A 12227-nucleotide genomic window follows, 5' to 3' on the forward strand; every position below is an offset into this window, starting at 1 on the left:
GCTAGCGGTCTATGCTCGCAACGCCGCTTGCGCCGCGGCGAGCTTGGCGATCGGAATGCGATAAGGCGAGCAACTGACGTAATCCAAACCGATTTCGTGGCAAAAATGTACCGATTTGGGATCGCCGCCATGTTCGCCGCAGATGCCCATCTCGAGACCTTTGCGACTCTTGCGCCCCTTGGCAACCGCGATACGCATCAGCGAGCCGACGCCGTCGCGATCGATGCTGACGAACGGATCTTCGGGTAAGAGACCATGCAGCACGTAGCTCGGTAAAAACTTGCCCGCGTCGTCGCGCGATAAGCCGAGACAGGTCTGCGTCAAATCGTTTGTGCCAAAGGAGAAAAACTCAGCTTCATGGGCGATCTCATCGGCCACTAAACAGGCGCGCGGCAACTCGATCATAGTGCCGATCAGGTAGCGCACCTTGACGCCGTAGGTCTGCATGGTCTGCTTGGCGATGCGCTCGACGATCGCTTTTTGTTCGTGCAGCTCCTGGCGCGAGCCGACCAGCGGAATCATCACTTCTGGAAAAGGGTTCTTGCCTTCTTGGCGGAGCTCGCAAGCAGCTTCAAAAATCGCCTGCGCCTGCATCTCGGTTATTTCGGGATATGAAATGCCCAAGCGACAGCCGCGGTGGCCTAACATTGGGTTGAACTCTTGCAGCACGTCGACCTTGTCCTGTAGAAAACCCGCCGATACTCCCATGACCTGTGCCAAATCGGCGACTTCATCAGCGCTTTTGGGCAGAAACTCGTGCAGCGGCGGATCGAGGGTGCGAATCGTCACCGGCAGGCCGCCCATAATGTCGAGGATGCCTTTGAAGTCGCGCTTTTGCATCGGCAACAGCTTCTTGAGCGCGCGCCGGCGGCCGACTTCGTCTTCTGCCAGAATCATTTCGCGCACCGCCTGAATGCGGTCGCCTTGAAAAAACATGTGTTCGGTGCGGCACAGGCCGATGCCCTCGCCGCCGAACGCTTTGGCGATCTCCGCCTGATCCGGCTGGTCGGCATTCGTGCGCACGCCAAGGTTGCGTGTCTGATCGGCCCAGGTCATCAGTTTGGCATACTGTTGATACACGCGTGATTTCTTGGGCTCAAGGGTCTTGTTGAGCAGCACTTGTAATACTTCCGATGGTAGCGTGCGAATCTCGCCTTGAATGACCTCGCCGGTGCTGCCGTCGACTGAAATCCAATCGCCCTCTTTGAGTACCGTGGCACCAACGCGCAACGTGTGTTCGGCGTAGTCGATGTTCAATGCTTCACAACCGGCAACGCAGACTTTACCCATCTGGCGCGCGACCAACGCGGCGTGGGAGGTCATGCCGCCGCGCGTGGTAAGAATGCCCTGGGCGGCCTCCATACCGCGAATGTCATCGGGGCTGGTTTCCACACGGCACAAGATCACGCGCTCGCCGTTTTTCTGCCACGCCACTGCGTCTTCCGCATGAAAAACGATGCGCCCCGTGGCGGCGCCCGGGCCGGCCGGTAAACCTTTGGCCAACACGCGCCCTTCTTTGCTGGCTTGCTCCTTGTCTTTGCTGTCGAAGATCGGCCGCAACAGTTGATTCAAATGATCGGGCTCGATACGCAGTAGTGCCTGCTTCCTGCTGATGATGCGTTCTTCGACCATGTCGACCGCGATGCGCACGGCGGCAAAGCCGGTGCGTTTGCCGGCGCGGGTCTGCAGCATCCAGAGCTTGTTGTCTTCGATGGTAAACTCGATGTCCTGCATCTCCTGGTAATGTTTTTCCAAGGTCTGCGACACCTTGCGCAGTTCGGCAAACGCTCTGGGCATGACATTTTTCAATTCGGCGATGGGCCGCGGCGTGCGAATGCCGGCGACGACATCTTCGCCCTGCGCGTTGACCAGAAACTCACCATTAAAAGCGTTCTCGCCGGTGGACGGGTTGCGCGTGAACGCAACACCGGTGGCGCACTGCTCGCCCAAGTTGCCAAACACCATCGCTTGCACGTTCACGGCGGTGCCCCAGTTGTGCGGGATTTTGTACATCTGGCGATACGCGATCGCCCGGTCATTGTTCCAGGAACCGAACACCGCACCGATGGCGCCCCAGAGTTGGTCGTGCGGGTTCTCGGGAAATTCTTTGCCGGCGCGCAGACGTACTTCGGCTTTGAAGGCAGCGACGATCTCGCGCAGATCTTCAGCGTTGAGCTCCGTATCGAAGCGCACGCCGCGGCTCGCTTTCTTCCGTTCGATAATCGTCTCGAAGGGATCATGCTCGTTGCGCTCCTTGGGCTTGAGTCCCATGACCACGTCCGCATACATCTGCACGAAGCGGCGATAAGCATCATAGGCGAAGCGCGGATTTTGCGTGCGCCGAATCAGTCCCTGCACCGTGCTGTCGTTGAGACCCAAATTGAGAACCGTATCCATCATGCCGGGCATCGATTCGCGGGCGCCGGAACGTACCGACACCAATAGCGGATTGTCGGCGTCGCCAAAGCGCCGCCCGAGAATTCTTTCGATGCGCCCAAGCGAGGCGAGCACTTGCGCCTCTAACCCTTTGGGATACCGGCCATTGTGATCGTAAAAGTAAGTGCAGACATCGGTGGTAATGGTGAACCCGGGTGGCACCGGCACCCGCAGACGTGTCATCTCATGCAGCCCAGCGCCCTTGCCGCCGAGCAGTTCGCGCATCTTCGCGCTCCCCTCGGCTTTGCCGTTGCCAAAGAAGTAAATCGCTTTTTTCTGCTGCGCCATTGTTACCTATCCTTGTTCCAGTACTCTGTTGTCGATCGAGTTGTCCGTCACTGAGTCTAGTCATCGGCGAAACAATGCTATTTTGTACCTTGCTATTTTGAACCTTATACCGCGAAATAGCCGCGAAGAAAGGGCGCCGACTTGATTTCGTGGTCGATGTGATGCTGCAGAAAACCGGAAAGCGTCCGGCGGATCTCGTGCACGACCCGCGCCGGAAGCACTACCGGTTCCGCCGCCAGTGCGTTCTCGTCTTGCAGCTGTGTCAACATCTTGACCGCGCTCGCGCCCAAAGGCACGAGCTCTTTGCGCGCGCCGCAGCACGCCGCACAGAGAACACCGCCCTCCATTAGGCTGAAATACCACTGCGACTCCGTGAAATCCTGCGCGGCGCAGCTTTTGCAGTGATCTAAAATGGGTTGATACCCAGCCAGCCGGAGCAATTTGAGCTCGTAGCTCGAGACAAATCGGAGCGACGGACCGCTTTCTTCGAGATGACACAAGCCGGCGCGCAGGTGCTCGAATAGCCGCCGGTTCTCTTCGCGCTCACCAATCAGGCCGTCGGTGATTTCGATGAGGTAGGCGGCATAGGCGATGCGGTCGAGATCTTGACTCAATTGCTTGTAGGCGAGCTGCAGCTCGGCGCTCAAAAGAAAAACCAATTTGCCTGCTGGCCGGTCTTCAAAATGGAGCCGCACCTGAGCGAAGGGCTCGAGCGAGTTGACGAAGCGGCGCCGCGAATTTTTTGCTCCTTTGGCGATGCCGGTGATTTTGCCGTGGTCTTCAGTGAGAAACGTAACGATCTTATCGGACTCGCCGAACAGGCGCGCCCGTAGGACAATCGCTGCGGTGGTAAGGCTGGGGCGCATGATTGTTCCACTGGCCCATGAAAGAACTTCAAAGCTCTTAACATTTTCCTGTCCTCGCGACAACAACTATCGAGATTACCGAGGTTTTTTACGCTAAGGAAACTTGACAGCCAGCTCCGTCGTGCTTAAGTTTCCTCGCGCTTGGTAAGGACCAAAGTGAGCACGCCCTATGACCGAAGAAAATAAAAAGAACCAAGAAGAAAAACCGCAGGAAGCGCCTCCAGCAGAGTCCAGCGAGACCTCCGGTGATGGCGCCGAGCCCGAGCTGCACCAACTGCGCCAGACACTGGAAGCTAAAGAGAAAGAAGCCAAAGACAACTACGACCGCTTTGTGCGCCAGGTGGCTGAGTCGGAGAATTTGAAAAAGCGCGTCGCCCGCGAAAAAGAAGAGGCGATTCGCTTCGCTAACGAAGGATTGGTCCGCGACCTCTTGCCAGTTGTAGATAACCTCGAACGCGCCGTCAGCCACGCCCAAGGGGGTGGCAATGGCAAACCTTTGGTCGAAGGCGTGGAGATGGTGCTGAAAGGTCTGAGCGATGTGTTGACGAAGCATGGCGTCGTGCAAATTTCAGCCGTTGGCTTACCCTTCGATCCAGCCAAACATGAAGCCATGGCGCAAATCGAGACCTCGGCGCAGGAACCCAACACTGTTGTGGTAGAGTTTCACAAAGGCTATTTGCTCCGCGACCGGCTCCTCCGTCCCGCCCTGGTGAGTGTAGCTAAAACACCGATAACAAAAGAGAAAAAAAACAACGGGGGCGAGGTTGAAAACGGCCAAGGCGATGATTAGCTTTCGCGGTGAATCTGAAAACTGGTCTGAGGAGTAGCTAAGATGGCAAAAGTTATCGGTATCGACCTTGGGACAACGAACTCATGTGTCGCAATCATGGAGAGCGGCGATCCCAACGTGCTCGCCAACGCTGAGGGCAGCCGCACCACTCCATCGGTGGTCGCATTTACCGATTCCGGCGAGCGCCTCGTCGGTCAGATCGCCCGGCGCCAGGCGATTACCAATCCCGAAAACACGATTTTCGCAGTCAAACGTTTGATCGGCCGACGCCATGACGATCCGCTGGTGCAAAAGGCAACCAAGGTTTTGCCGTACCAGGTGGCCCGCAATGAAAACGGCGATGCCTGGGTCGAAATCCGCGGCAAACAATATAGCCCGGCGGAGATCTCCGCGTTCATCCTGCAGAAAATGAAACAGACCGCCGAAGACTTCCTCGGCGAGAAAGTGACAGAAGCGGTTATCACCGTACCCGCCTATTTCAACGACAGTCAAAGACAAGCGACCAAGGACGCCGGTCGCATCGCTGGTTTGAACGTCCTGCGCATCATCAACGAACCTACGGCAGCATCGCTGGCCTACGGCTTGGACAAAAAGAAAGATGAAAAAATCGCGGTCTTCGACCTTGGCGGCGGCACCTTTGACGTTTCCATTCTAGAGCTGGGCGAAGGTGTTTTCGAAGTTAAGGCGACCAACGGCGATACGTTCCTCGGCGGTGAAGACTTCGACCAACGGGTCATCGATTATTTGGCCGATGAATTCAAGAAAGATCAAGGTATCGACCTGCGCAAAGATCGCATGGCGCTGCAACGGCTCAAAGAGGCCGCAGAAAAAGCCAAATGTGAGCTGTCATCGTCGATGGAAACCGACATCAACCTGCCCTTCATCACCGCGGACCAGCAGGGTCCCAAGCACTTGAACATGAAGCTGTCCCGCTCCAAGCTGGAAGCTCTTTGCGCCGACTTGATCGATCGCACCGAGGGGCCGTGCCGTCAGGCGCTAAAAGACGCTGGGCTATCCGCGAGTGATATCAATGAGGTTATCCTCGTCGGCGGCATGACCCGCATGCCGGCGGTGCAAGAGCGCGTGCGCAAGATCTTCGGCAAAGAGCCGCACAAGGGGGTTAACCCCGACGAAGTCGTCGCCGTCGGCGCGGCGATTCAAGGCGCCGTGCTTAAAGGCGAAGTGAAGGACGTCTTGCTGCTCGACGTCACGCCGTTGTCCCTCGGCATTGAAACGCTCGGCGGTGTTTTTACCAAGTTGATCGACCGCAACACCACGATTCCGACGAAAAAGAGCCAGGTTTTCTCCACGGCGCAGGATAATCAGACCGCCGTTTCGATCCGAGTTTTTCAAGGCGAGCGCGAGATGGCCGCCGACAACAAACTCCTTGGCCAATTTGATCTGGTCGGCATTCCAGTGGCGCCCCGCGGCATGCCGCAGATCGAAGTCACTTTCGACATCGACGCCAACGGCATCGTCCATGTCGCGGCCAAAGACCTTGGCACCGGCAAAGAGCAGTCGATCAAGATCACTGCATCGAGCGGTCTTAACGAAGAAGAGATCAAAAAGATGGTGCGCGACGCGGAAGCGCACGCCGCTGACGACAAGAAACGCAAAGAAACGGTCGAGGCGCGCAATAACCTGGACTCGTTGATTTACTCCACTGAGAAGTCCCTCAACGAACATGGCGCCGACCTCGACGCCGGCGTCAAAGATAATATCGAAGCGGCGCTCAAGAAAGCCAAAGAAGCCCTCGACGGTCAGGATCCCGCGGTCATGCGTACTGCCGGCGATGAGTTGAGCCAAGCATCTCATAAGTTGGCTGAGGCGATGTATGCCAAAGCCTCACAGCAGCAAAATGCCCAAGCCGGCGGCCAAAAGACCGATGGCCAGGCGAGCGGCGATAGCGGCAAGAAAAAAGAGGACGTGGTCGATGCCGATTTCACCGAGGTAAAGGACTAATTTCTTAGTTGACGATTGCCAGGAAATGCCCCTGCTCCTAATTTGTTGAGGAGAGGGGCTTTCTTGCTTATACAGCGAAAGAAATTTTGAGGTCTTAGTTGGCTAGCAAGAATGACTATTACGAACTGCTAGGGGTTCAGCGCAACGCTAGCGAAGATGATATTAAAAAGGCCTATCGCAAGATGGCGCTGCAATATCATCCGGACCGCAATCCCGGGGATAAACAGGCCGAAGAAAAATTTAAAGAAGTCTCCGAAGCCTATCAGATTCTATCCGACCCGCAGAAGCGCGCTCAATACGATCAGTTTGGCCACGCGGCGTTCGGTGACGGCGGTCCCGGCGCCGGCGGTTTCGATTTCACCTCCGGCTTCGAGGATGTTTTTGGCGACATTTTCGGCGAATTTTTTGGCGGCGGCGGCCGCCGTCAGGCACGCCGGGGCGAGGACCTGCGATATAATCTATCGCTTTCATTTGAAGAAGCCGTTGGCGGCGCCGAGAAGAAAATCAAGATTCCGCGCCACGGCGCCTGCGAAAGCTGCCAGGGCAGCGGCGCCAAACCTGGTTCCTCGCCGCAAACCTGCCCCAACTGCAAAGGGCGCGGTCAAGTCAGTTTTCAGCAAGGCTTTTTTAGCGTTTCGCGCACCTGCAATCAGTGTCAGGGGCAGGGCACCATTATCAAAGACCCCTGCGGCACCTGCGGGGGTGCCGGCCGTGTGCGCTCGATGCACACGCTCAGCGTAAAGATTCCTCCCGGCGTCGATAATGGCTCGCGCTTAAAACTGCGTGGCGAGGGTGAAAACGGCCCAACCCGCGGCACAGCCGGCGATCTTTACGTGGTCATTCAAGTTCAACCCCATCCGATCTTCGTGCGCGACAATTTGGATATTATTTGCGACGTGCCGATCAGTTTCGTGCACGCGGCCCTGGGCGCGGAGATTGACGTGCCGACGCTCGATGGCAAAGTCAAAATGAAAATCCCGCCGGGGACGCAGTCAGGCAAAGTTTTTCGCATGAAGGGACGCGGCATCAAAGATGTGCAGGGCTATCATCAAGGCGATCAGCACGTGCGGGTAACCGTCGAGACGCCAACCCACTTAACCAGCCGGCAGAAAGAGCTGCTCCATGAGTTTGCCGCATTGGGCGGTGAGGACGTCAACCCGCTGGCCAAAGGGTTCTTTGACAAGATGAAAGAACTGTTCGGTTAACGGCCGTTTCGCTCCGAAATCGCTACGTCGCAACATTTCGCAAAACCCATCTTATTTCGTTTGACCTCTACAACCAGTGTGATTAAGTTGGGCGAACCCTCGGTGACCCATGAGCGACACTGACTGGAAAGTTGAAGGGCAAGAAACCAAAAGCCCGCCGGCAGAAATCCCCGAAGTGCTGCCGCTGCTGCCAATCCGCGACATCGTCATCTATCCCTACATGATGCTGCCGCTCTTCGTCGGCCGCGATGTGTCGATCCGCGCCGTTGAAGAATCGCTGTCACGCGATCGTTTGATTTTTTTGGTCTCGCAAAAGAATTCCTCCGAGGAAAATCCCGCTCCCGCCGACATTCATCGCGTCGGTACCATCGCCTCGATCATGCGCATGCTCAAGCTCGCCGACGGGCGCGTGAAGATTCTCGTGCAGGGGCTTTCCAAGGGCGAGGTCGACACATTTCTGCGCGAGCGGCCGTTCTTCGAAGTCAAAATCCGCAAAGTTATCGAGCCGACCCTGGCCGAGGTACCCATCGAGCTCGAAGCGCTGATGCGCACGGCCAAAGAAAAAATCGAGCAGATTTTGAATTTGAAAAACCTGCCGCCAGAAATCGTCATGGTCACCGACAACATCGGCGACCCCGGTGTGCTGGCCGACTTGGTGGCTTCCAACCTGCGGCTGAAAATCGAAGAGAGTCAGGCGATTCTCGAAGTTTTCGATCCCATCGAGCGTTTGAAAAAAGTCAACGAGCTCCTCACCCGCGAGCTGGAACTATCGACGATGCAGGCGCGCATCCAGAACCAAGCCAAAGAGGAGATGAGCAAGACCCAGCGCGATTATTTTTTGCGCGAGCAAATGAAGCAGATCCAGCAGGAGCTGGGCGAGAACGACGAGCGCGCCGAGGAAATCTCCGAGCTGAAAAAGCAGATTACCAAGGCGAAAATGCCGGTCGAAGTCAAACGCGAGGCCGACAAACAGCTGCGTCGGCTTGAGCAGATGCATCCGGAATCGTCCGAAGCTTCGCTCGTGCGCACCTACCTCGATTGGCTCGCCGAGCTGCCCTGGAGTAAGCACACCAAAGACAATCTAAACATCAAGAAAGCCAAAGAGGTCCTCGACGAGGACCATTACAATCTGGAAAAAGTCAAAGACCGGATTCTCGAATATCTCGCCGTCAACAAGCTGCGCAAAAAAATCAAAGGGCCGATTCTCTGCTTCGTCGGTCCCCCGGGCGTGGGGAAAACGTCTCTAGGGCGTTCCATCGCGCGCTGTTTGGGGCGTAACTTCATTCGCGTGTCGCTGGGCGGCGTGCGCGACGAAGCTGAGATCCGCGGCCACCGCCGCACTTACGTCGGCGCGCTCCCGGGCCGCATCATTCAGGGCATTAAACAAGCCGCCTCAAACAATCCGGTGTTCATGCTCGACGAGATCGATAAGGTCGGCGCCGACTTTCGCGGCGACCCCTCCGCAGCCCTGCTCGAAGTTCTTGACCCCGAGCAGAACCATGCTTTCAGCGATCATTACCTGAACTTGCCCTTCGATCTTTCCAACGTGTTGTTTATTTGCACGGCTAATTTGATGGATCCGATTCCAGCGGCTCTGGCTGACCGCATGGAAGTCATTCAACTCTCCGGTTACACCAACGAAGAGAAGTTGGAGATCGCGCGCAAGTACCTGGTGCCGCGGCAGATGGAAAACAACGGCGTGTCGGCCAAGACCTTTGAAATTTCCGACGACGCGGTGCTGCGAGTGATCGCCGAGTACACCAAAGAGGCTGGCCTGCGCAATCTTGAGCGCGAGCTCGCTTCGATCTGCCGCAAGGTGGCGCGCAAAGTGGCCGAAGGCAAAGCTGAGCTCACGCGCGTGACGCGCAACAACGTGCACACCTTTCTCGGTCCGCCGAAATTCCTGCCGGAAAGCGAGCAGGAGCAGCACGAGATCGGTGTCGCCACGGGTTTAGCCTGGACCAGTACCGGCGGCGAGATTCTTTATGTCGAAGCATCGCTTTCCAAAGGGAAAGGTAATCTTACTCTAACCGGTCAGCTTGGCGACGTGATGAAGGAGTCAGCGCAGGCCGCGGTGAGCTATGCCCGCGCCCACGCTAAGAAGTTGGGCATCGAAGAAGATTTCTATCAAAAGCTCGACATCCATATTCACGTGCCGGCGGGCGCGATTCCCAAGGATGGCCCGTCAGCGGGCATTACCATGGCCTGCGCATTGATTTCGGCTTTGACCCGACGGCCGGTGCGCCGCGACGTTGCGATGACAGGCGAAATTACCCTGCGTGGGCGCGTCCTGCCGATTGGCGGCCTGAAAGAAAAATCATTGGCTGCCTTTCGCGCCGGCATGAAGACGATCGTTATTCCAGAGCGCAATGAGAAGGACCTCGAGGAAATTCCCAAACAACTGCTTCGCAAACTCGAATGGCATATTGTCAAAAACATGTCGGACGTCGTGAAGATAGCGTTGCTTGACCGCCAGAAGCTTGCGGCCCATGTCGAGCCAAGAGCGCAACGCTCGCGAGCCGTCGTGCGCAAAGCTCCGAAGCAAAGTATCAAGCCCACACGCCGCTCGCCGCGGGAACGATCGATACCGCTGCGACCCTAGTAGATGCTTCTTTGGTTCCAATCGCAGAGCACCGCGAGCCCCTCTAACTAACCGCGCAGCCTCCATGAAGCTCAGTCAGCTTGGGGAATTTGGCCTCATCGAAACCATCCGCGCAGCCACGCCCAAGGGTCGCGGCGTTCGTCTGGGTATCGGCGACGATGCCGCTTGGGTTGAGCATCCTGGTCGATCGTCGTTAATCACCGCCGATTTACTCATCGAAGGAGTGCACTTCGATCTGCGCTGGACGACGCTGTTCGACCTCGGTTTCAAAAGCTTGGCGGTAAATCTGAGCGACATCGCCGCCATGGGCGGCGTGCCGGCCTATTTGATTCTTTCGCTTGGCATTCCTGCGGACTTCGACAGCAAACAGATCGCTGAGTTTTACCGCGGTATCGGTTCGCTGGCAGCCCCGAGTGGCGTCGCGCTGATCGGCGGCGATACCAACCTGGCGGAGAAGTTTCTCATCTCGGTGTGCGTGCTCGGCCATGCGCCATACCGGCCAATCCCACGCAGCGGTGCGCGGGTGGGCGACGATATCTACGTCACCGGTCAATTGGGCGATGCCGCGTTGGCTTTAACTTTCTTGAAGAACAAGAAATCTGCAAAGAGGCCGGATCTGTTGACGCGATTGCTTGAGCGACATCACCGACCCACTCCCCGCTTAGCCATCGGCGCGCGCCTCGCGCGCGACCGTCTCGCCACGGCGATGATCGACGTCAGCGACGGCTTGATGCAAGACCTGGGGCACATCTGTGAAGCCAGCGGCGTCGGTGCCGCGATTGCGTGCGACAACATCCCTGTTTCCCAGGCTTATCGCGCCCTATCCGGCAGAGCTCGAATGGGCTATGCGCTCACCGGCGGCGAAGACTACGAATTGCTGTTTTGCGCGCCGCCGCGACAGCGCCAACGCATTGAGAGATTAGCCCGGCGCACAAAGGTTGCGATCACGCGCATCGGCCGGTGTGTAACCGCGAAAGAAAAAATTACCGTGTTCAGCGATTCGGGCCGGCAAGTCGACGTAACGGCCGGCGGTCATGACCACTTTCGCACATCAAAACGATGAACTAAGCGGCTGATGTGTTTTGCCAATGGATGTTGAGCGCTTACAACGGCTGTTAGAGGGAGTGCGCCAGCGCAAGACCAGCGTCGCTCAAGCATTAGAGCAGCTGCGCGACTTGCCCTATGAAGATCTTGGCTTTGCCAAGATTGATCATCATCGAGCGCTGCGGCGCGGCTTTCCTGAAGTGGTGCTGGGCCAGGGCAAGAGCGCCAAGGATATCAGCGCCATCGTCAAAGCGATGCGCCGGCGCAGAACCAATGTTTTGGTCACCCGGGTGGCACCGGAGAAAGCGGCCGCGGTCAAAAGGGCTGTCGGCGGATTGACCTATCATACTGCTGCACAGGCGCTTACCTGGACCGGCGGGCCGATTCGTACTATCGGCAAGGGAACCGTGTTGGTCGTCTGCGCCGGCACCTCCGACATTGCGGTCGGAGAAGAAGCGGTCGTAACAGCGACCATGATGGGCAACAAGGTGGAGCGGCTCTACGACGTCGGTGTCGCCGGCATTCACCGCTTGTTGGAAAATCGCGCCCGGCTCGATGGCGCCGCGGTGCTGATTGTTGTCGCGGGCATGGAAGGCGCCCTGCCCAGCGTCGTCGCCGGCTTGATCGCCAAGCCGGTCATTGCGGTGCCGACCAGCGTCGGTTACGGCGCCAGCTTCAATGGCCTGGCGGCGCTGCTCGGAATGCTCAACTCCTGCGCGGCCGGCGTGACCGTGGTCAACATCGATAATGGCTTCGGTGCAGGGTTTGCGGCGAGCCTTATAAACCGGCTATAAAGCGGGGTTAGATGCACGGCTTTCACTGCGGCCGACAAGTAGGGGAAACCACGCATTGGCAGAAGAGCTACTGGGTAGATGTTAGCGACTATACCGGCACCACTGAATGGGATTAGATTATCGGGTCAGCTCTAAAGAGAACACGCGGCCAAGCCGATATCTAAGACTAACCAACTCTATTGATATCCTCACCTGTGTACGCCGTTACGAACTTCCAAAAATTAGAAACAAACTCGATGA

Annotated in this window: 8 protein-coding genes; 6 read left to right on the forward strand and 2 right to left on the reverse strand. The window is 57.2% G+C overall.

Annotated features, from left to right (window positions below; all coding sequences use genetic code 11):
* Nucleotides 1-9 precede the first annotated feature (9 nt).
* Both FJ145_04355 and recO read right to left on the reverse strand, forming a co-directional pair.
* A complete protein-coding gene (locus tag FJ145_04355; GenBank protein MBM4260658.1) occupies nt 10-2724 on the reverse strand; it encodes a pyruvate, phosphate dikinase in 2715 nt (904 codons plus the stop codon).
* A gap of 104 nt (nt 2725-2828) precedes the next feature.
* A complete protein-coding gene (gene recO, locus FJ145_04360; GenBank protein ID MBM4260659.1) occupies nt 2829-3590 on the reverse strand; it encodes a DNA repair protein RecO in 762 nt (253 codons plus the stop codon).
* A 169-nt stretch (nt 3591-3759) separates the two neighbouring features.
* On the opposite strand from recO, the gene grpE reads away from it, so the two are divergent.
* From grpE to larB, 6 genes are all read left to right on the forward strand, one after another.
* Nucleotides 3760-4380 carry a nucleotide exchange factor GrpE gene (gene grpE, locus FJ145_04365; protein MBM4260660.1) on the forward strand — a complete coding sequence of 207 codons (621 nt, stop codon included), beginning with the start codon at nt 3760-3762 and terminating at the stop codon, nt 4378-4380.
* A 42-nt stretch (nt 4381-4422) separates the two neighbouring features.
* Nucleotides 4423-6342 carry a molecular chaperone DnaK gene (gene dnaK / locus FJ145_04370; GenBank protein MBM4260661.1) on the forward strand — a complete coding sequence of 640 codons (1920 nt, stop codon included), beginning with the start codon at nt 4423-4425 and terminating at the stop codon, nt 6340-6342.
* Between the two features lie 98 nt (nt 6343-6440).
* A complete protein-coding gene (gene dnaJ, locus FJ145_04375; GenBank protein ID MBM4260662.1) occupies nt 6441-7547 on the forward strand; it encodes a molecular chaperone DnaJ in 1107 nt (368 codons plus the stop codon).
* Between the two features lie 109 nt (nt 7548-7656).
* Nucleotides 7657-10149, forward strand: coding sequence for an endopeptidase La (gene lon, locus FJ145_04380; protein ID MBM4260663.1), 2493 nt, complete (start codon nt 7657-7659; stop codon nt 10147-10149).
* A complete protein-coding gene (gene thiL / locus FJ145_04385; GenBank protein ID MBM4260664.1) occupies nt 10037-11212 on the forward strand; it encodes a thiamine-phosphate kinase in 1176 nt (391 codons plus the stop codon). The genes lon and thiL overlap by 113 nt, the downstream gene beginning before the upstream one ends.
* A gap of 25 nt (nt 11213-11237) precedes the next feature.
* Complete coding sequence (larB, locus tag FJ145_04390; GenBank protein MBM4260665.1) at nt 11238-11987, forward strand: nickel pincer cofactor biosynthesis protein LarB; 750 nt, start codon at nt 11238-11240, stop codon at nt 11985-11987.
* Nucleotides 11988-12227 lie beyond the last annotated feature (240 nt).

The organism is Deltaproteobacteria bacterium, assembly GCA_016874755.1.
Classification (GTDB): Bacteria; Desulfobacterota; Binatia; order UBA9968; family UBA9968; genus DP-20.

What these genes read in the sequence shown, in the direction of transcription:
- FJ145_04355 (MBM4260658.1), bottom strand. Translation starts at nt 2,724, where the DNA reads ATGGCGCAGCAGAAAAAAGCGATTTACTTCTTTGGCAACGGCAAAGCC.
- recO (MBM4260659.1), bottom strand. Translation starts at nt 3,590, where the DNA reads ATGCGCCCCAGCCTTACCACCGCAGCGATTGTCCTACGGGCGCGCCTG.
- grpE (MBM4260660.1), top strand. Translation starts at nt 3,760, where the DNA reads ATGACCGAAGAAAATAAAAAGAACCAAGAAGAAAAACCGCAGGAAGCG.
- dnaK (MBM4260661.1), top strand. Translation starts at nt 4,423, where the DNA reads ATGGCAAAAGTTATCGGTATCGACCTTGGGACAACGAACTCATGTGTC.
- lon (MBM4260663.1), top strand. Translation starts at nt 7,657, where the DNA reads ATGAGCGACACTGACTGGAAAGTTGAAGGGCAAGAAACCAAAAGCCCG.
- thiL (MBM4260664.1), top strand. Translation starts at nt 10,037, where the DNA reads ATGTCGAGCCAAGAGCGCAACGCTCGCGAGCCGTCGTGCGCAAAGCTC.
- larB (MBM4260665.1), top strand. Translation starts at nt 11,238, where the DNA reads ATGGATGTTGAGCGCTTACAACGGCTGTTAGAGGGAGTGCGCCAGCGC.